Source organism: Cyanobium sp. FACHB-13342 (genome assembly GCF_014697415.1).
GTDB lineage: Bacteria > Cyanobacteriota > Cyanobacteriia > PCC-6307 > Cyanobiaceae > Cyanobium_A.
The window spans coordinates 193,338-210,490 of sequence record NZ_JACJRT010000008.1 but is presented as its reverse complement, the minus strand read 5'-3'; the positions used below and the strand labels follow the sequence as shown (position 1 = coordinate 210,490).

Annotated in this window: 22 protein-coding genes; 7 read left to right on the top strand and 15 right to left on the bottom strand. The window is 67.5% G+C overall.

All coding sequences use genetic code 11. The annotated features are described in order from the left end of the window. Positions 1-13: 13 nt before the first annotated feature. The 3 genes from H6G16_RS13220 to H6G16_RS06510 all read right to left on the bottom strand — a co-directional run bounded on the left by H6G16_RS13220 (position 14) and on the right by H6G16_RS06510 (position 1,367). The gene (locus tag H6G16_RS13220; protein WP_199289245.1) at positions 14-538 is read right to left on the bottom strand and encodes a hypothetical protein; all 525 of its coding nucleotides are present in this window, start codon (positions 536-538) and stop codon (positions 14-16) included. A gap of 232 nt (positions 539-770) precedes the next feature. Next, on the bottom strand, positions 771-1,013 hold the full coding sequence (locus tag H6G16_RS06515; RefSeq protein WP_190389482.1) for a hypothetical protein: 243 nt from the start codon (positions 1,011-1,013) through the stop codon (positions 771-773). A 114-nt stretch (positions 1,014-1,127) separates the two neighbouring features. Continuing rightward, positions 1,128-1,367 carry a DUF3136 domain-containing protein gene (locus tag H6G16_RS06510; RefSeq protein ID WP_190389481.1) on the bottom strand — a complete coding sequence of 80 codons (240 nt, stop codon included), beginning with the start codon at positions 1,365-1,367 and terminating at the stop codon, positions 1,128-1,130. A 151-nt stretch (positions 1,368-1,518) separates the two neighbouring features. Between H6G16_RS06510 and H6G16_RS06505 the strand changes: the two genes are divergently transcribed. Next, a complete protein-coding gene (locus tag H6G16_RS06505; protein WP_190389480.1) occupies positions 1,519-1,740 on the top strand; it encodes a DUF1830 domain-containing protein in 222 nt (73 codons plus the stop codon). Here H6G16_RS06505 and H6G16_RS06500 read toward each other — a convergent pair. Both H6G16_RS06500 and H6G16_RS06495 read right to left on the bottom strand, forming a co-directional pair. Then, complete coding sequence (locus H6G16_RS06500) at positions 1,737-1,952, bottom strand: Nif11-like leader peptide family natural product precursor (RefSeq protein ID WP_190389479.1); 216 nt, start codon at positions 1,950-1,952, stop codon at positions 1,737-1,739. The genes H6G16_RS06505 and H6G16_RS06500 overlap by 4 nt on opposite strands. Continuing rightward, positions 1,934-2,137 (bottom strand): hypothetical protein, encoded by a 204-nt coding sequence (locus tag H6G16_RS06495; protein ID WP_190389478.1) that lies wholly within the window; start codon positions 2,135-2,137, stop codon positions 1,934-1,936. Before H6G16_RS06495 ends, H6G16_RS06500 begins: the two co-directional genes overlap by 19 nt. 172 nt (positions 2,138-2,309) lie before the next feature. On the opposite strand from H6G16_RS06495, the gene H6G16_RS06490 reads away from it, so the two are divergent. Beyond that, a complete protein-coding gene (locus H6G16_RS06490; protein WP_190389477.1) occupies positions 2,310-2,822 on the top strand; it encodes a TerB family tellurite resistance protein in 513 nt (170 codons plus the stop codon). A 9-nt stretch (positions 2,823-2,831) separates the two neighbouring features. Here the strand turns inward: H6G16_RS06490 and H6G16_RS06485 are convergent, their stop codons facing one another. Beyond that, positions 2,832-2,975 carry a chlorophyll a/b-binding protein gene (locus H6G16_RS06485; RefSeq protein ID WP_190389476.1) on the bottom strand — a complete coding sequence of 48 codons (144 nt, stop codon included), beginning with the start codon at positions 2,973-2,975 and terminating at the stop codon, positions 2,832-2,834. Positions 2,976-3,145: 170 nt separating this feature from the next. Here H6G16_RS06485 and H6G16_RS06480 point away from each other — a divergent pair, with 170 nt between their 5' ends. Continuing rightward, positions 3,146-3,328: a hypothetical protein gene (locus H6G16_RS06480; RefSeq protein ID WP_190389475.1), complete on the top strand. Its 183-nt coding sequence runs from the start codon at positions 3,146-3,148 to the stop codon at positions 3,326-3,328. Here the strand turns inward: H6G16_RS06480 and recQ are convergent. Next, complete coding sequence (recQ, locus tag H6G16_RS06475; RefSeq protein WP_190389753.1) at positions 3,298-5,166, bottom strand: DNA helicase RecQ; 1,869 nt, start codon at positions 5,164-5,166, stop codon at positions 3,298-3,300. The two genes, H6G16_RS06480 and recQ, sit on opposite strands and share 31 nt — an antisense overlap. Then, positions 5,163-6,758 (bottom strand): glucose-6-phosphate isomerase, encoded by a 1,596-nt coding sequence (locus H6G16_RS06470; protein WP_190389474.1) that lies wholly within the window; start codon positions 6,756-6,758, stop codon positions 5,163-5,165. The genes recQ and H6G16_RS06470 overlap by 4 nt, the downstream gene beginning before the upstream one ends. 301 nt (positions 6,759-7,059) lie before the next feature. Between H6G16_RS06470 and H6G16_RS06465 the strand changes: the two genes are divergently transcribed. Further along, positions 7,060-7,755 carry a helicase DnaB gene (locus H6G16_RS06465; protein WP_242036272.1) on the top strand — a complete coding sequence of 232 codons (696 nt, stop codon included), beginning with the start codon at positions 7,060-7,062 and terminating at the stop codon, positions 7,753-7,755. A gap of 6 nt (positions 7,756-7,761) precedes the next feature. Here the strand turns inward: H6G16_RS06465 and H6G16_RS06460 are convergent, their stop codons facing one another. Genes H6G16_RS06460 through H6G16_RS06450 form a run of 3 tightly spaced genes read right to left on the bottom strand, consistent with a single transcriptional unit; the run spans position 7,762 to position 10,752 of the window. Next, positions 7,762-8,640: a peptidoglycan recognition family protein gene (locus H6G16_RS06460; RefSeq protein WP_190389473.1), complete on the bottom strand. Its 879-nt coding sequence runs from the start codon at positions 8,638-8,640 to the stop codon at positions 7,762-7,764. Continuing rightward, a complete protein-coding gene (locus tag H6G16_RS13285) occupies positions 8,637-10,382 on the bottom strand; it encodes a M61 family metallopeptidase (RefSeq protein WP_190389472.1) in 1,746 nt (581 codons plus the stop codon). Before H6G16_RS13285 ends, H6G16_RS06460 begins: the two co-directional genes overlap by 4 nt. Positions 10,383-10,407: 25 nt before the next feature. Further along, positions 10,408-10,752: a DUF1257 domain-containing protein gene (locus H6G16_RS06450; RefSeq protein ID WP_190389471.1), complete on the bottom strand. Its 345-nt coding sequence runs from the start codon at positions 10,750-10,752 to the stop codon at positions 10,408-10,410. Positions 10,753-10,875: 123 nt separating this feature from the next. Here H6G16_RS06450 and purN point away from each other — a divergent pair, with 123 nt between their 5' ends. Then, entirely contained in the window at positions 10,876-11,439 is a 564-nt protein-coding gene (purN, locus tag H6G16_RS06445) for a phosphoribosylglycinamide formyltransferase (protein WP_347238816.1), read from the top strand. Positions 11,440-11,445: 6 nt separating this feature from the next. Here the strand turns inward: purN and argC are convergent, their stop codons facing one another. Then, positions 11,446-12,510: an N-acetyl-gamma-glutamyl-phosphate reductase gene (argC, locus tag H6G16_RS06440; RefSeq protein ID WP_190389469.1), complete on the bottom strand. Its 1,065-nt coding sequence runs from the start codon at positions 12,508-12,510 to the stop codon at positions 11,446-11,448. A gap of 124 nt (positions 12,511-12,634) precedes the next feature. Here argC and ribBA point away from each other — a divergent pair, with 124 nt between their 5' ends. Next, a complete protein-coding gene (ribBA, locus tag H6G16_RS06435; RefSeq protein WP_347238833.1) occupies positions 12,635-14,260 on the top strand; it encodes a bifunctional 3,4-dihydroxy-2-butanone-4-phosphate synthase/GTP cyclohydrolase II in 1,626 nt (541 codons plus the stop codon). 31 nt (positions 14,261-14,291) lie between these two features. Here ribBA and H6G16_RS06430 read toward each other — a convergent pair whose 3' ends face one another. Continuing rightward, the gene (locus H6G16_RS06430; RefSeq protein ID WP_190389467.1) at positions 14,292-14,732 is read right to left on the bottom strand and encodes a peptidylprolyl isomerase; all 441 of its coding nucleotides are present in this window, start codon (positions 14,730-14,732) and stop codon (positions 14,292-14,294) included. 127 nt (positions 14,733-14,859) lie between these two features. On the opposite strand from H6G16_RS06430, the gene mtnP reads away from it, so the two are divergent. Then, positions 14,860-15,783 carry an S-methyl-5'-thioadenosine phosphorylase gene (mtnP, locus tag H6G16_RS06425; RefSeq protein WP_190389466.1) on the top strand — a complete coding sequence of 308 codons (924 nt, stop codon included), beginning with the start codon at positions 14,860-14,862 and terminating at the stop codon, positions 15,781-15,783. Here the strand turns inward: mtnP and murQ are convergent. Both murQ and H6G16_RS06415 read right to left on the bottom strand, forming a co-directional pair. Continuing rightward, positions 15,762-16,721, bottom strand: a complete 960-nt coding sequence (gene murQ / locus H6G16_RS06420; RefSeq protein ID WP_190389465.1) for an N-acetylmuramic acid 6-phosphate etherase — start codon at positions 16,719-16,721, stop codon at positions 15,762-15,764. The two genes, mtnP and murQ, sit on opposite strands and share 22 nt — an antisense overlap. Further along, on the bottom strand, positions 16,718-17,134 hold the full coding sequence (locus tag H6G16_RS06415) for a DUF3110 domain-containing protein (protein ID WP_190389464.1): 417 nt from the start codon (positions 17,132-17,134) through the stop codon (positions 16,718-16,720). Before H6G16_RS06415 ends, murQ begins: the two co-directional genes overlap by 4 nt. Positions 17,135-17,153 lie beyond the last annotated feature (19 nt).

Below are 17,153 nucleotides of genomic sequence, written 5' to 3'. Positions count from 1 at the left end.
GGAAGGGTCACCGTCAGACGGAGCCGTAGGCGATCTGACAGCTGGCGTTGAGCACTTGGGCCTGGTCGGCCGTGGTGGGCGGCTGGCCGTTGAGCAACCCCTGCTTGCAGTCACTGGTGGCCGATGTGTAAGGCAAGCCGGCCACGCCATAGGCGAATTGCACACCATTGGGAGGAAGGGCCTGAATCGAGCCGTAATCGAGCTGGACGCTGGTCTGGGGAACCACGATCACCGTCGACTGCTGGTCAGCGGCAGCATCCACGGCGCTGGTGATGGCGGCAGCGGTGGCCAGGCCAGTCACACCCCAGGCCACGGAACTGGTGCGCCACCAGGGCCAGGCAGCAGGGTAGGGGCGATACCAACCGGTAGCCCAGGTGCGCGAGGGCCAGTAGCCACGCCTGGCCCAGCCCGGATTCCAGGCGGACACCCCAGGAGCCCGGGTTAGGCCGGCGCCAGGGGCTCCCCAGCCCACGCCGGGGCGCACTCCGGCTCCGGGGGCACCAGCACCCGGTGCTCCCACCCCAGGTCCCCGGGTCATCCCCGCACCCGGAGCACCCCAACCGGCACCTGGACGAACGCCAGCCCCGGAGGCCGGTCCGCCGACACCACCACCCGCCCGCGGTCGGGCCTGGGCAGCCTCCAAAAGGGGGGTCGCACCCACCAGCCCGAGCAGAGCTGCGGTGCAAACCATGGCTGGCGCGTTCAAGGTCATGGGCCCAGGGTCACTGAGCCTTCTTTAGCCAAAGTCGGCAGCCTTGGCCGATCCCTGCTCAGTCCGACGCGTTGGCGATCTGCTGGCAGAGAGCATGGGCCGAAGGGAGGTTGGCCGCCACCCACTGGTCCGTGGGCTGGTCACAACGCTGCACCAGGTAGCGGCCTAGGCCATCTCGGCTGATGCAGCAGTTGCCGGTCGATCCCACCATGCAGCTGGAGGGGTCCGACACCGCACTGCCCATACCGTTCGTGCCGAAACGCCGATGTTGCGGCGACTGGTCTTGGATCTGTCTCTGCATGGGGACCTCCGCAAGCCAGGTTGGGGAAGCTTGATCCTGAATCCATCCCCAAACAAGACTCAATCCGTAGAAAATCTCATTGGCGGCCCGGTCGCCGATGAGGCCAACGTCCGCTCAGGCGGGGGTGGCGGTCTGCAGATCCCGGCAGAGACGGAAATACAGAATCTCAGGGTCCTTGTACTGGCGAGGCAAGCACTGATGGAGGGTCTCCAGACGGCTCCAGCACACGGTGCGCTTCACCTTGGTCACCGTCGCTCCCTCCCGGGCCAAGATGCGCAGGGCCTGGCAGTACAGGGAGTAATTGGCCTCCAGTTCTCCGATGGAAAGCTGGGTGGTGAAGGTGGTGGATGACATGGCAGCCGATCCGTTGGCGATGCCTAGCTTCGGCTGGGAGTGCGGCAGCACGCTGCCCCCTGCTGGGGACAATCCTGTAAACGGTGTGCACCGGCACAGAAGCTGGGCAGACCATGGCACAGGGTCATCTGGACTCCTGAAGTTCGGCGCGATGGAAACCTGCCACTACCGCAACAGCAGTGAGCGGCTGGTGATTCTGCGCTGCATCGGTGCCGAGGCCTACTTCCTGGAAAAGGTGATTTTTCCCTTCGAAGACTGGTGCTTTCAGGCCCCGATCGACGCCGACGTGGAACTGTGGACCCATGGTCTTGGCGGAGCTGAATTGCTCGAACGCTTTGACGCTGGAAGCCTGGTGCAAGCCCTGGGAACTTAGTTGTACTCGCCGGGGATGTCCTGCTTGGTCACCGTGACCCGCCCAACCCGCTGGCCCGACAAACGCAACAGTTCATCGCCAGAAAATTCAAACCCCAGGGTGGCGCCGATCTGGGCCACGTCGTCGGCCGTGGCTGCTGCCTGAACGGCCTGCCGCAGCGAAGCGTCATCCTGGACACGCCCCAAAAAGGCCTTCAACTGATCGATGGACATGGCAGGTCGTCGACGGTTCGATCCAACAGAACCGTTGCATCCTGATCGACCTGCGCCAGGCGCTCGAGCACCAAGCGCAGATCGAGCGGCGTCAACTCACCGTCAGCCTGCCACTTGAGACAGGTCCGTCCCAGGCAGCTCACACTCGCCCGTGGGCTGGAGCCGGTGATGGTGGTGCTGGTCATGTGGGGCCTGGTCATGGTGTCTCTCCCTTCTCCCTTTCTTCCATCATCGGTGGGGCTGCTGCCCCTGTCTGCCCCCATCCGGGGGTGATTCGATGGCGCAGGGGTAGCGGCCCAAGGACACCCGTGCGCTTCAAGGCCTCCACAATGGAGCCCATCACCAACCCCATCGTCCATGGCCCTTGAACGCGATCGTCAGCTCGACCTACTCCGGATCGTCTGCTGCGTGGCCTGGGCCGATGGGGACGTGTCGGCGGATGAAAAACGACTGCTCGAGAAACTTGTAGCCCAGTACTTCCCGGGGAGTGAAGGCTCGAACCCGAGCGAGGAGGCCGCCCGTCAATTGGCTGCCTGGAGTCTGGACGACACCGTGTTTGAGGACGCCATCCGCAGCCTCGAGAGCGAAGAGGAGCGACTCCTGGCCTTGAAACTGGCCAACATGATGGCGCGGGTTGGACAGCGTCCGGAGGACACATCCCCGATCAATGCCCAAGAGAAGGCTGTGTACCGGCGACTGGTGGAGGGCTTGGGCCTCAGCGAGACCCAGGTGCAAGAGGCCGAGTGGGCAGCGGAGCAGGACTTGGCCAGTGGCAAGGGGGTGTGGGCCATGCTTGGTGCAGCCCTTTCGGGGCTGGGGGCCTGGCCCACCACAGAAATGCTCGAGACACCGGGCATGCAGTGGCTCTGAGCCCGGAAATCAGCCGAGACCGATCTGGCCGAGGATGCCCTGGCCGGTGAGCAGTTCGGTGCCGAGCCCGATCACGAAGCCGAGCATGGCCAACCGGCCATTCCAGGTTTCGGCGAAGGCCACAAAGCCAAAGCGTGCAGAAGAATCAGCCATGGGGTTCACAAGGACTTAACGAAACTTCATCTTAGTGGCACCCCATGGAGAGGGTGTATCCCCTGATGCCTTTGGGCTGATCGCCGCACGTTCGTGCTGTTACGAAACACTGAGCTCCGGTCACTGGCGGATTGGCGCAGCAAACTTCTGCCAAGCCGCACCGCTCCACCATGTCCGTTGGAACCGTGTTTCTCGAAGCCCTGAGCACGGGCGTGATTGCCCCGGCCGAGTTGAGCTGGCTCACCCGCCATCAGGGAGACTTCAACCGCGTCGAAGAGGCCACGGCCCTGCGCCTGGGTCGGCTGCTCGACCAAGGGGTGATTCAGCTCGGTTGCCGACTGCCCAAAGCCTGAGCCTGGAACGCCCGCAGGCTTTCGAGCAGTCCGGGGCCATAGCGCTCAAGCTTGGCCTGGCCCACGCCGCTGATCTGGCCAAGCTCCTCGAGGCAACGGGGTCGGCGCGCCACCACCTCCACCAGGGTGCGGTCGTGGAACACCACATAGGGCGGCACGCCTTGGAGGCGAGCTTGCTCAAGCCGCCAGGCCTTGAGGTGCTGCAACAGGGGCGAATCGGCGGGATCCAGCGCCACTGAGGCCCCCCGAGCGGCGACACCCTCCCGTCGGCGCTCCCGGCGGGGTGGCGGGAGGCGCAGTTCCAGCCGTTCCTCGCCCCGCAACAGGGGCTTGAGCCGATCGTCATCACCGAAGGCCAGGGCCCCAAAACGCTCCGGATCGGCCCGCAGCAGATTGCGGGCCAGCAACTGACGAAACAGGCTGCGCCACTGGCTCCGGTCCAGCTCTTGGCCAATGCCATACACACTGAGCCTGTTGTGGCCCAGCTCCCGGATCCGGGCGGTGTCGGCGCCGAGCAACACATCGGTGAGATGGGTGGCTCCGAAACGGCTGTCGCAGCGAAAAACCGCAGAGAGCGCCTTGCGGGCAGCCTCGGTCACGTCCTGGGCCGTGGAGGGTTCCAGGCAGAGGTCACAGTTGCCGCAGGGGGAGGGCAGGGATTCGCCGAAATGGCTGAGCAACACCTGGCGGCGACAGACCGGGGCTTCCGTCAGGGCGATCAGGGCATCGAGCTTGCCGTGTTCGATCCGTTTCTGGCTGGGCGGGGCGTTGGAGTCATCGATGAACCGGCGCAGCTGGGGCAGATCACCGGCCCCATGGGCCATCCAGGCCACGGCCGGCAGGCCATCGCGACCGGCCCGGCCCGTTTCCTGGTAGTAGGCCTCCAGGCTCTTGGGTAGATCCACATGGGCCACAAAACGCACATCCGGCTTGTCGATCCCCATGCCGAAGGCAATGGTGGCCACCACAATCACGCCGCTCTCGCGGCGGAAGCGTTCCAGCGCCGCGCGGCGCACGGCGCCGTCCAGACCGGCGTGATAGGCCACCGCGTCGTAGCCAGCAGCCTGCAGCTCGCTGCACAGGCGGTCCACCCGGTTGCGGGAACGGGCGTAGACAATGCCGGCGTCCCCACGGTGCTCGGCCAATAGCGCCAGAAGCTGGAGGCGCAGGTCGTCCTTGTCACGCAGCACATAGCGAATGTTGGGCCGATCGAAGCTGGCCAGGAAGAGTGGGTCCTGCTCCAACTGCAGACGCACCCGGATCTCCTCCCGGGTGCGCGGATCGGCGGTGGCGGTGAGGGCCAGGCGAGGAACCGCGGTAAAGCGTTCCGCCAACACCGACAGCTGCAGATACTCCGGACGGAAATCATGGCCCCATTGCGAGACGCAGTGCGCCTCATCAATGGCGAAGAGGGCGATCGGTGCTGCCTGCGCGAGGCGATCCAAGGTGCCTGGTGACAGCAGCCGCTCCGGGGAGAGATAGAGCAGATCCAGCTGACCCGTCTCCAGATCCCGCCAGGTGGCCGCCGTCTCCTCGGCGGAACAGCCGGAGTGGAGGCCCGAGGCCCTCACTCCCGCCTGACACAGCGCTTCCACCTGGTCCTGCATGAGGGCGATCAGGGGCGAGATCACCACCCCGGTGCCGGGCCGGCAGAGGGCCGGGACCTGATAACAGAGCGACTTGCCCCCCCCGGTTGGCATCAACACCAGGGCTGAGCCACCCGCCACCACGTGGGCGACGATCTCCTGCTGCGGTCCCCGAAACTGCCCGTAGCCAAACACCTCCCGCAGGACCTGCTCGGGGGCCGGGAGGGTGGGGACCGGGAACGGAGAACTCAGACCTTGACGAACCGCATCGCCGCCGGCTGGCCCCAATCGCCACTGGCCTGGTAGCCGCGGGGGTTGGCGCAGAGATGGCGCAGGATCCAAAACAGGGGCTCGGGACTGGTGGTGCCGAGGGCCTGCTGCAGGTCCTGCAGGCTGCGGGACTGGCCATCGCTGAGCAAACTTTCCAACTGCTCCTGCAGGGCCAGGATCTGGGCCGCGGCTTTCTTGCCGGCTTCCACCCCGGGTTGGTCGTAGGCGTTGACGTTGACGAGTTCGGCGTAGAGGCCGACGGCTCGCTCGAACAGGGCGATCAGGGCTCCGAGGGCCGTGGCATCGAAGCGACGCAGGGTGATCGAGAGGCTCTGGCGTCCCCCCTCCATCAGGGCCGAACGGGTGCCCTGCAGAAAACCGTCAAGAAAATCGCCGGGAATCTCATCGCCGATGGGGGGGATGTCACTGGGCTCCTCCAGGGCCTCCACAAAGGTGACGAAGAAGTTGTCAACGCCATCGCGCAGCTGCTGGACGTAGGCGTGCTGGTCGGTGGATCCCTTGTTGCCGTACACGGCGATGCCCTGGTGCACCACACCGCCGGTGCGGTCATGCTTCTTGCCGAGGCTTTCCATCACCAGTTGCTGGAGATAGCGGCTGAACACCTCCAGCCGATCGCGGTAGGGGAGCACGACCATGTCCCGCTGGCCTTTGCCGTGGCCGGCCACATACCAGGACGCCGCCATCAGGGCAGCTGGGTTCTGGCGCAGATCTGCCACCCGGGTCACCCCATCCATCTGGGAGGCACCGGCGAGAAAGCCGCGGATGTCGGCACCGATCAGGGCACCAGGCAGCAGTCCCACAGCACTGGTGATGCTGGTGCGCCCGCCCACCCAATCGAACATGTCGAAGCGGCGGAGCCAGTTGCCCTCAACCGCCAGCTGATCCAATTGGCTGCCGAGCATGGTGACGGCGACCGCCTGGCCAGCCCACTGGCCACCCCGCGCCTCGAGCCTGGCCTGGGCCTGCTCCATGCCGATGTGGGGCTCGGGCGTCCCACCCGACTTGCTCACCACCACCACCAGGGTGGTACTGAGGCGGCGGTCCAGGGCCGCCAGGGTCCGGCTCATGCCGTTGGGATCGACGTTGTCGAAAAAGTGGAAGGGCAGACCCACCCCTGCGTCCTGGAGGGCCCGCACCATCAGCAGGGGGCCCAGCCCGGAACCGCCGATGCCGATCCAAAGCACATCGGTGAACGCCTCCCCGTTGGGAGCGCGGAGGCTGCCATCAAGCACGGACCGCCCAAAGGCCTCGATCCGGTCCACCTCCTCGGTGATGTGGGCAGTAATGGTGGAATCCGGAGCCAGGGCTGGCGTCCGCAGCCAGTAGTGGCCAACCTGGCGCTGCTCATCAGGGTTAGCGATGGCTCCGGCTTCCAGGGCTGCCATGGCTGCAAAGGCCTGGTCGAAGCGGGGAGCAAGGGCCTCCAGATCGGCCTGGCCGATCGCCATGCGGCTCACATCCAGCCAGATGCCCAGATCGTCCTGGTACCAGAGCAGCTCGCAGAAGCGCTGCCACTGGGTTTCGGCACTGGAGCCATCGAAATTGGCAAGCATGGGCTCGCGGCTCTGGCCACTCACGCCCCCAGAACTTAGGCCTGACACGAAAGCAACACCAGCCCTTGGGCCGGCCGGCGGACCGTTCTGTGATGCACCGACAAACCAGGAATTTTCTTTAAGGTTGACGATCATTCATGAAGGTTTTGTGACCCTCCGTTCCAGCTATCGGCGCTGGCTTGCCACCGGCAAGCGCGCGGTTGGGCAGAGGCGTTTCAGCACCCTGGCCCTGGTTGTCCTCGCCAGCGTCCCCTTCTCCACCGCACGGGTGACGGATGTCAGCAGCGACCCTCTGCTGCTCCTGGATCCGGGTCTGAGCGGCAGCATCACGGCTCCGGCCAGCGAGCGGGCCTCAGATGACCCCCTCCAGTTTTCCGCTTCGGAGCTTCAGGAACTGCAACGTCGCTTCGGCGTCCACGGCCCCCAACCCCGGCTGGCCCAGCTGTTCACCCACGGGATTGACCAGCTGGAGCCCCTGCGGAGCCACACCCTGGGCCGCATCTCAGATCTTCGGCCCGTGATCCTGACCGAAAGCCGTCGCCAGGGGGTGAATCCTCTGCTGGTGGCCGCCGTGCTCTTCGATGAGATGCGCCACGCCAAACCCGGCGAAGACCTCCCCCTGGCGGCCCACTCCGGCCTGTTCAGCACCCATGGCCCCGCCCAGCTGGGCCTTGGCGAGATGGTGCATCAAGGCTTGCTCAAGCCCAATGCCTCCGATCAGGAGATCACCCAGGCCCGGGAGCAGCTGCTGGATCCCGAGCGCAACGTGGTGCTGTTGGTCGGCAAATTCGCCCGTCTGAGTCGCGCCCTCAACCTGCCAACCCGGCCGCTCCAGGCCAGCGTCAGTCAACGGGACGCCAAGGCTCTCGCCACCCTGGCCTATCTCCACAACGGCAAATTGGATTACCCGCGCCGGATCCTGCGCACCATGCAGGATCCCGAGCTCCATGCGTTGCTCTACTCCAAGCGCAAGCAGGCCCCCAGCCCCCTGATCTGACCGGGCTTAGCGCCGGCAGAGCAGGCCAAGATTTTGGAGGCGCTGCTGCAGGGCCGACCACTCAAAGCTGCGCGGGTCGGCCCGCTCGCCTCCCAAATCCACCGCCCGGTGGGTGGTGATGTGCTCAGCGGGAATGGAATAGCGCTCCATCCATCCGGCGATCAGGGCCGCCAAGGCGTCGTATTGGGCTGGGGAATAGCCGCTGTGGGCCGGACCATCGTCTTCCCCGTCGAGGGGGGTCTCAAGGCTGACATGCAGCGCAAAATTGTTCACCGAGCCACCCACCTTGGCGTTGGTTACCACCCAGCGGCCGTTAAAAGCGGAATTGCCCGCACCGAAGGCCCGCTTGGCGGGATCGAGCACCTGCACGACGGAGCCATCCCCACCGATCAGGCTGTGGTAGCTCACCTGATCGTCATCCCGGGGATGGGGGGTGAGGAAGGTGTTGATGGCGGAACCGATGCCGTACACCGTCTCGTGAAGCACCACCAGCTGGGGTGTGGTGTCGATCGGATTGCCATAGGCATCGCGGGTCAATCGCTCACCAAAGTTGGTGGGGTGGATCTGCACCCGGGCGGAGGAGGTCTGCACCTGGCTGACCAGGCGCTGCAGCCTCTGGCGTTGGCCTGGATCGGTGATGGTGCAACTGGCCCGCAGGGGGGATTGCCAACGACGCTGGGCGGGGGGACCCGGCGCCGCGCGGCGGCCGGGTTCCGGGGCGGCCGGTGGCTGGCGCACCTCCTCGAGCAGCTCAAACAGAGAGGGGCGCTTGTGACCATCAGACGGTTCGGCCGAAAGGTCCCGCGCCAGCCATCCCACCGCCCCGAGGGCCAGCATCCCGCCGGCAGCACAGGCGATCCACCAGGGCTGGGGGGCAGTGCTCATGGGGTCTCCAGCGTGAGCCAGCGGCGGCGCTGGGGGGCGGTGGCCTCGGCGGTTTCGGGCACGATCTCCAGCCGCCACCCCTCCACCGACGGCGGCTCGGGCAGGAGGGTGGTGGTACGCACCAGTCCATCCCGGCAGAACAGCAGCTGGTGGGCAGTCAGGGGGGCCTCCGGCCGAAACAGCTCCATGCAATCGTCCACACTGCGCAGCCGCACGCCGTTGAGGGCAATCCATTCATCGCCCACTGCCAGGCCCGCCCGCACGGCAGGCCCCTCCCGGGCCACCCGCGCCAGCGTCAGCCCAGTCGCGCCGGCCTCCAGGCGGCAGCCCAGGTCCTGACTGGGGCCCAACGTGGGCTGCAGCCGAAGGCCCACATCGGCCAGACAGGCCTGCAGAGGCGGGTCCTCACAGGAGGCCAGCCAGCGGGGCAACCGCTCGGCCAGATCCGGGGCTTGGCGGGCGAACGCCTCGATCAGGTCGACCTCCCGGTACCCCCGACCCACGGCGCCATGGCTGGCCCAGAGCTCCCGCAACACCTGGGGCAGGCCGCTGCCGGCCCGGCGGAGATGGAGATCCAGAACCAGCGCCAGCACGGCTCCTTTGAGGTAGTAGCTGATCTGGCTGTTGGGGGAGTAGGCATCGGTTTGGTAGAGCTTCACCCAGGCCTCCTCACTGCTGGCCCGCAGGCTCTGCACCTGCCGGCCGGGGCTGAGCAGATACCGGCTCAGGTCGGCGCCAAGGTCCTCCAGTACCTCCGCCTCCGTGCAGCAGCCAGCGCTATGGGGCAGGAGCTGGTCGACATAGCTGGTGATTCCCTCGGCAAACCACAGGGTGGGCACCACCACGGCGCGGTCGTAGCGGTAGGGAGTGAGTTCCGCAGGCCGCAGCCGGCGGACATTCCATTGGTGAAGGTATTCATGGGCCGCCAGCTGCAGCAATTTGCGGCGGCCCCCGGGCCGGACCAGGGCCCGGCGACCGAACTGGAGCACGGTGCTGAGGTCGTGCTCCAGGCCCCCATAACCGCTGTCGGTGAGGTGCAGCACAAACAGGTAGTGGGGGGCCGCAGGCTGCTCCACCCCCATCAACCGGCAACAGGCCAGGCACACCTGTTCCAGGTCGGTCAGCCACAGCGGATCACGGTCCAGCGGATCGCCACCACCCAAATCGGAGCCCCAAGTCACCCAACGGTGGGGTACGCCAGCCACCTGGAACGCATGAGCGCGATGGGGGCCGACCTCGATCGGCGTGTCGACCAGCTGGTCGAAGTTGGCCGCCAGCCAGCCAGCCGAGCCCTCCGGGGGAATGGTGCCATCGGGGGTCGGCAGGGGCACAAAGGCCTGCCAGTCAGGGGGCAGGCTGAGCTGGAGCCCGTGGGGAGACCAGCGCTCCCCATCGAGCTCCAGCACCACGGCCGCCAGGGCCAGGAAGCCATGGTCGCCGTTGAGATGGCAGGTGCGCACCGTGAGGTCGGCCGCGTGCAGCGTGTAGCGGATCTCCAGCGGCTCGAGGTTGGGGAGCTCAAGCTGCCAGCGGCTCGGGGTGAGACGACGGGGCTCCAGGGCCTGGCCCGCCTGCACCACCGTGAGCCCCTCGAGCTGCCGAACGTAATCGCGGATCAGATAGGAGCCCGGCGTCCAGCCCGGCAGGGCGAAGCCCAGGCTGGGGCGCGATGGGGTGTGGCTGAGGCGCACCCGCACCAGGTGCTGGTGGCAGGCCGTGAGGTCAAGGTGAAACGCTGGCACGGGCTGATTCCGGCACGGAGAGGTGTCAGACCACCACGCTCACCTGGGCCCCTGGACCCAGGCTGGTTGCCTGGCGCAGGGCCATCTCGGCCGCATAGCGCTTGGTGATCCGCCCCAACAACCGCTGCAGGGTCTGGGAGCGGCTGAGCCGCTGCAGATCTCCCACCAGTGCCAGGGAACCATCGGCATGGCGCATCCAGCCCAGTCGTTGTCCTCCCGCCAGGGCCACCTGGAGCACCACCGGTTGGGATTCGCCGGCGAAACCGTCGAGCTGGCCTCCCCAAGTGGGGGGATGGCCGAGGGCGTTGAGGCTGGCCGCGAGCCCCTCGGCATCACGCAGAACCGTTGGCAGGATGGAGAGGTGGGACACGGCGTAATGCCCGCTTTTTCAGACCCTAGCGATCAGGAGCCCTCCGTCCAGTGGCCATTGCCACCGGATCGGACTGGGCTAGCGGAACGCCAAGCCAGCCACCCCCCGCTGCGGCTGGGGGTGATGGCCTCCGGCTCGGGCAGCAATTTTGAGGCGCTGGTGCAGGCCTGCCGAGGCGGCCACCTCCACGCGGAGGTGGCCCTGCTGGTGGTGAACAATCCCGGCTGCGGGGCCCAGGCACGGGCGGAACGGCTCGGCGTGCCCTGGCAGCTGCACGACCACCGGACCCAGCCCAGCCGGGAGCAGCTCGATCAGGCCCTGGTGAAGGCCTTCCGGGGCGCCGCCGTGGACGTGGTGGTGATGGCCGGCTGGATGCGGGTCGTCACCCCCACCCTGATCGGCGCCTTTGCGGAGCGGCTGGTGAACATTCACCCCTCCCTGCTGCCCAGCTTTCGGGGCCTGGATGCTGTGGGCCAGGCCCTGGCGGCGGGGGTCACCCTGACCGGCTGTACCGCCCACCTGGTGTGCGAGGAGGTGGATGCGGGGCGGATCCTGGTGCAGGCGGCGGTGCCCGTGCTGTCCGACGACGACCACGCCAGCCTCAGTGCCCGCATCCAGCGGCAGGAGCACCGCATCCTGCCGCTGGCGGTGGCCCTCACCGCCCAGCAATTGGGCGAGCCGGGCTGAGGGGCCTCAGGGGTAGAAGGGAAGCAAGGGCAGGCCCGCCGTGGGCTCCAGCCCCGCCATCAGGTTGAGGCACTGCACACCCTGGCCTGCCTGACCCTTGACCAGGTTGTCGATGGCGCCCATGACGATCAACTGACCGGTGCGAGCATCAACCTGCACCGAAAGCAGGGCCCGGTTGGTCTGGCGCACCCATTTGGTGGAGGGATAGGTGCCCACGGGCAGCACCTCCACGCAGGGGGCCTGGCGGTAGGCCGACGCCAACAAGGTGGCGCAGTCCTCCGCCGTGAGGCCCGGGTCCCGCAGGCGGCAGTACACCGTGGCGAGCAGGCCCCGCACCATCGGGATCAGGTGGGGGGTGAATTGCAGCTGGATGTCACGACCGGCCACCCGGCCGGCCACCTGCTCGATCTCACTGGTGTGGCGATGGCCCACCACGCCATAGGGCGCCACCGCCTCGGAACATTCGGCCAGCAGCAGGTGCTCCTTGGCGGCCCGCCCCCCGCCGGAGGTGCCGGTCTTGGCGTCGATCACGATGCCGCTGGTGTCGATCAGGCCCTGCTTGAGGAACGGCAACAGGCCCAACAGGGAGGCCGTGGGGAAACACCCAGGGGCGGCCACCAGGCGCGCCCGGCGAATCGCCTCCGCCTCCCATTCCGGCAGGCCATACACGGCCTCGGCGCAGAGGTCGCCGTCGTCGCGGGGCACCTGGCGGGCTTCAGCGGCATACACCTCCTGCCACTGGTGCAGGGAGCTGTAGCGGTAATCGGCGGAGAGGTCCACCACCCGCACCCCCCGCTCCAGCAGCGCTGGCACCAGCTGGGCCGCCAGGCCGTTGGGCAGGCTCAGCACCGCGAACTCGGCCTGCTCGGCAATCGCATCGGGGTCCGGGGTCTGCACCACCGGGTCACCCGCCAGCGGCAGAAACGGCACCAGCTCACTCCAGCGCTTGCCGCTGCTGCGCTCCCCACCGAGGAAGGAGATCTCCAGGGCCGGGTGCTGATGCAGCAGCCGCAGGGTCTGCAGCCCGCCGTAGCCACTGGCCCCGATCACCGCAACGCGCTTGTTGGCCATGGCAGGGGTCCGAAAGCCGATCGACTCGGGCTTTATAAAGGATGATTGCGCCCGGGCTCCACGCCCCACCCGCCCACCGTTGACCCTCCTGCGCGACCAGCCCCTCCCTTCCCAGGAGCCCGGCATCCGGTTTGATTCGATTGCCGACGCCCTGGCGGCGATTCGCAACGGCGAGTCGATCGTGGTGGTCGACGACGAAAACCGCGAAAACGAGGGCGATCTGATCTGCGCGGCCCAGTTCGCCACACCCGAACAGATCAACTTCATGGCCATCGAGGCCCGCGGCCTGATCTGCCTGGCCATGGAGGGCGAACGGCTCGACGCCCTGGATCTGCCGCTGATGGTGGATCGCAACACCGACAGCAACCAGACCGCCTTCACGGTGAGCGTGGATGCGGGTGCCGAAAACGGCGTGAGCACCGGCATCTCTGCCGAGGACCGGGCCCGCACCATCCAGGTGGCCATCCACCCAGCCACCCGCCCGGCCGATCTGCGCCGTCCCGGCCACATTTTCCCGCTGCGGGCCCGTCAGGGCGGGGTGCTGAAGCGGGCCGGGCACACGGAGGCAGCCGTCGACCTGGCCCGCCTGGCTGGCCTCTATCCCGCCGGCGTGATCTGTGAGATCCAGAACAGCGATGGGTCGATGGCCCGGCTGCCCCAGCTCGCGGCCTACGCCCAGCGGCACGGATTGCGGCTGATCAACATCGCCGACCTGATCCGCTATCGCCTCGACACGGAGCGCTTCGTGCGTCGCCAGGCGGAGGCCAGCCTGCCCAGCGCCTTCGGCGACTTCCGCGCCATCGGCTATCGCAACGAGCTCGACGGCAGTGAGCACGTCGCCATCGTCAAGGGCGATCCCAAGCAAGCCAGCACGCCGCTGCTGGTGCGGGTGCACAGTGAATGCCTCACCGGCGATGCCTTTGGCTCCCTGCGCTGCGACTGCCGCCCCCAGCTGGAGGCGGCCCTGCACATGATCGAAGCGGCTGGCGAAGGGGTGGTGGTGTATCTGCGCCAGGAGGGCCGGGGCATCGGCCTGATCAACAAGCTCAAGGCCTATTCCCTCCAGGACACCGGCCTCGACACGGTGGAGGCCAATGAGCGCCTGGGCTTCGCCGCGGACCTGCGCAACTACGGCGTGGGAGCCCAGATCCTGAGCGACCTGGGCGTGCAACGGCTGCGGCTGATCACCAACAATCCCCGCAAGATTGCGGGCCTGGGGGGCTACGGCCTGCAGGTGGTGGATCGGGTGCCGCTGGTGATGGATGCCGGCAGCCACAACGCCGCCTACCTGCAGACCAAGCGCATCAAGCTCGGCCACCTGATGGGGGATGGGCCGTCCTGCCCGATCGGCGGACCGACGGCGGTTCTGGCCTGGCATGGCACACCAGCTGGAGCTGAGCTGGATCACCTCGCCAGCTGGGCCACCGGCCAGGGCCTGCAGGTGGAACGGGAGGACCATCCCCGCCTGCTGGCCCTGCTCAACCAACCCCAACTCGCCGTGGTGCTGGGGGGGCTGGATCAGGCCAGCGGAGGCGTGGGGGCCGTGGGTGCGGCGCTCGCCCTGATGGCTGACTGGCCCCAGACAAGCCGCTTGAGCTTGCTGTTGGCGCCAGATACCCAGCGCAGCAGCCACCCCAGTGCCAACCTCGAGCCGGAACAGCGGCCCCTGGCCGAGCTGAGGGCGGGGCAGAAGGCCGGGTTGTCCAGCCTGCTGACCGTGCAACCCGGGGCCTTCCTCGTCTGGCGCTGACTCAGTCAGTGCTGCGTCAGACGGTGCTGACTCAGTCGAGGATCGTGACTTTGGTGATGCGGCTGCCGTTCTTGAGGGCTTGCACCACGTCCATGTTGCCGGTGTGGCCGAACACGGTGTGGACCCCATCGAGGTGGGGCTGGGCTTCGTGGCAGATGTAGAACTGCGAGCCCCCCGTGTTCTTGCCGGCGTGGGCCATCGCCAGGGTGCCCGCCTGGTGCTTCTGGCGGTTGATTTCGCAGTCGATCTGGTAGCCCGGGCCGCCGGTGCCGGCCATGCCGCGGGAGCCTTCACGGCTGTTGGGGCAGCCGCCCTGGGCCATGAAGCCCGGGATCACGCGATGGAAGGCCAGGCCGTCATAAAAGCCCTCCTTGGCGAGCTTGGTGAAGTTGGCCACGGTGTTGGGAGCATCGGCCTCGAACAACTCGAGTTCGATGGTGCCGGCATCGGTCTCCATCAGGGCTTTGGTCACGGGCACAGGGGGTAAAAGGCGACTGTATGGGGTGGGCGGGGGACTGGGGCTGAAGTCGCATGTTGAGAATGGGGCCGATCCAACCGGATCCCGTCTTTCAACGCCCCGTCGCCAGCCCCCCTCGCCGATGAGCAGCTCCACCCCCGACTCCAACCCCGGCATCGATCTGAGCCAGGCCCGGCTGGGGATTCTGGGGGGCAGCGGCCTCTACGCCATGGAAGGCCTGGAGGACGTACAGGAGCTGACCATTGACACGCCCTATGGGGCCCCGTCCGACAGCCTGCGGCTGGGCCGAATCGGCGACCTGGAGGTGGTGTTCCTGGCCCGCCACGGCCGCCATCACAGCCACACCCCCACGGAGGTGCCCTACCGGGCCAACCTCTGGGCCCTTCGCTCCCTGGGGGTGCGCTGGATCCTCTCCCTTTCGGCGGTGGGCTCCCTGCAGGAGCAGTGCCGGCCCCTCGACATGGTGGTGCCCGATCAGTTCATCGACCGCACCCACCAACGGCCCCTGACGCTGTTTGGCGAGGGGTTGGTGGCCCATGTGACCTTCGGTGATCCGTTCTGTCCCGCCCTGAGCCGCCTGTTGGCCGACGTGGGGGAAAGCCTGATGCCCGCAGGGCGCCAGCTGCATCGCGGTGGCACCTACCTCTGCATGGAGGGGCCGGCCTTCTCGACGCGGGCCGAGTCGGAGCTCTACCGCTCCTGGGGCTGCAGCGTGATCGGCATGACCAACCACACCGAAGCCCGGCTGGCCCGGGAAGCGGAAATCGCCTACGCCACCCTGGCGATGGTGACCGACTACGACTGCTGGCACCAGGAACACGCCTCGGTGACGGTGGAGATGGTGATCGCCAACCTCCACGCCAACGCCGACCTGGCCAAGCAGATCGTGCGGGTGGCAGCGGAGCGGGTGGCCGCTCAACGCCCCACCAGCAGCGCCCACCACGCCCTGCGCCATGCCCTGATGACCCCCAAGGATCAGGTTCCCGCGGCCACCCGTCGCAAGGTCGACCTGTTCACGGCGCCCTACTGGGGCCCCTGCGGCTGAGGCGACCCGCTGAGCTGGGCACCACAGACGTCCAGGGCGTCCCGCAGCCGGGGGCCATGGCGGGCGAGATGGGCGCGGGCCGGGGCCAGCTCCAGGCCTGAGGCGGCCATCAGCAGGGCCAACTTCACCGAACCACCACTCTGCTGCAGCAGCGCACGGCCCTGCTCACGGCTCACACCAGCCAGGTCGCGCAGGATCCGCAGGGCCCGATCTTCGAGCTTGCTGTTGGTGACGGCCACATCCACCATGCGGTTGCCGTGCACCTTGCCCAGGCGCACCATCACGCCGGTGGAGAGCAGGTTGAGGGCCATCTTGGTGGCCGTGCCGGCCTTGAGCCGGGTGGAGCCGGCCACCAGCTCGGGACCCGTGAGCAGGCGGATGTCGATGTCACAGGGCATCGGCACCTGGTCGGCGGACACGCAGGCCAGGGCAATGGCCAGGGCGCCAATCGAGCGGGCATGCTGCAGGCCTCCCAGCACATAGGGGGTGGTGCCTCCGGCGGCGATGCCCACCAGGCAATCCCCGGGACCGAAGCCACGCTCCTCCAGATCGCGTTGGCCCGCATCGGCCAGATCCTCCAGGCCCTCGGAACTGCGCAGCAGGGCAGGGGCACCGCCCGCCAGCACGCCCTGCACCAACTCCGGTGGCGTGCAGAAGGTGGGCGGACATTCCGCCGCATCCAGCACCCCGAGCCGCCCGGAGGTGCCGGCCCCGAGATAAAAAAGGCGGCCACCGCTGGCAAGGCGTGCCGCAATGGCATCCACGGCGGCGGCCAGGGCTGGTGCCGCCCGCTCCAGTGCCCGCTGGGGCTCCAAGTCATTGGCACAGAACAGGGCCACCAGCTGGTCGGTGGGCAGCTCGTCGAGCCGCTCACTGAGGGGATTGGCCTGTTCGGTGAGCAGGTGGCCGCGGTCGACGCCGGACAGGGATCCACTCACAGCAGGCCCTCCAACTGGCGACGAAAGGCCTCCAGGCTGGGATCCCCGGAGCTGATCGGGTCGGCCTGGCCCGCCGCTGCGGCCTCGGACGCCTGCTGCTCCTGCCAGTTGGCCACGTCCATGTTGCGCTCAGGCGGGGCAATCAACAGCCGGTCTTCGGCGCTCTGGGGCAGGAAGCCGGCGGGCACGAAGCGGGCCTCATAACCCGCCTGACTGCAGAACAGTTCCATCTCCTCCCGGTCGAGGGGTTCGACGGTTGGCACGGGGAAGTCCTGGGCCTCGAGCAGGCCGGCATAGCGCTCCGCATCGTCCCGATCCTCAAACAGCAACACCACAGTGCGGCCATTGAGCTCGAGCGAATGGATGCCTTCCTGGTCGCTTCCGGCATCGAAGAGCAGCACATGCACCGGCATGGATCGCGGCAAAGGGCAG

Excerpts from the sequence above, each read along its gene's own strand:
- H6G16_RS06500 (WP_190389479.1), bottom strand. The coding sequence starts at position 1,952 with ATGTCCATCGATCAGTTGAAGGCCTTTTTGGGGCGTGTCCAGGATGAC.
- H6G16_RS06470 (WP_190389474.1), bottom strand. The coding sequence starts at position 6,758 with ATGCTTGCCAATTTCGATGGCTCCAGTGCCGAAACCCAGTGGCAGCGC.
- H6G16_RS06495 (WP_190389478.1), bottom strand. The coding sequence starts at position 2,137 with ATGACCAGCACCACCATCACCGGCTCCAGCCCACGGGCGAGTGTGAGC.
- H6G16_RS06460 (WP_190389473.1), bottom strand. The coding sequence starts at position 8,640 with ATGAGCACTGCCCCCCAGCCCTGGTGGATCGCCTGTGCTGCCGGCGGG.
- H6G16_RS06510 (WP_190389481.1), bottom strand. The coding sequence starts at position 1,367 with ATGTCATCCACCACCTTCACCACCCAGCTTTCCATCGGAGAACTGGAG.
- mtnP (WP_190389466.1), top strand. The coding sequence starts at position 14,860 with ATGAGCAGCTCCACCCCCGACTCCAACCCCGGCATCGATCTGAGCCAG.
- H6G16_RS06505 (WP_190389480.1), top strand. The coding sequence starts at position 1,519 with ATGGAAACCTGCCACTACCGCAACAGCAGTGAGCGGCTGGTGATTCTG.
- purN (WP_347238816.1), top strand. The coding sequence starts at position 10,876 with ATGGCCTCCGGCTCGGGCAGCAATTTTGAGGCGCTGGTGCAGGCCTGC.
- H6G16_RS06485 (WP_190389476.1), bottom strand. The coding sequence starts at position 2,975 with ATGGCTGATTCTTCTGCACGCTTTGGCTTTGTGGCCTTCGCCGAAACC.
- argC (WP_190389469.1), bottom strand. The coding sequence starts at position 12,510 with ATGGCCAACAAGCGCGTTGCGGTGATCGGGGCCAGTGGCTACGGCGGG.
- H6G16_RS06480 (WP_190389475.1), top strand. The coding sequence starts at position 3,146 with ATGTCCGTTGGAACCGTGTTTCTCGAAGCCCTGAGCACGGGCGTGATT.
- H6G16_RS13220 (WP_199289245.1), bottom strand. The coding sequence starts at position 538 with ATGACCCGGGGACCTGGGGTGGGAGCACCGGGTGCTGGTGCCCCCGGA.
- H6G16_RS06415 (WP_190389464.1), bottom strand. The coding sequence starts at position 17,134 with ATGCCGGTGCATGTGCTGCTCTTCGATGCCGGAAGCGACCAGGAAGGC.
- H6G16_RS06490 (WP_190389477.1), top strand. The coding sequence starts at position 2,310 with ATGGCCCTTGAACGCGATCGTCAGCTCGACCTACTCCGGATCGTCTGC.
- H6G16_RS06515 (WP_190389482.1), bottom strand. The coding sequence starts at position 1,013 with ATGCAGAGACAGATCCAAGACCAGTCGCCGCAACATCGGCGTTTCGGC.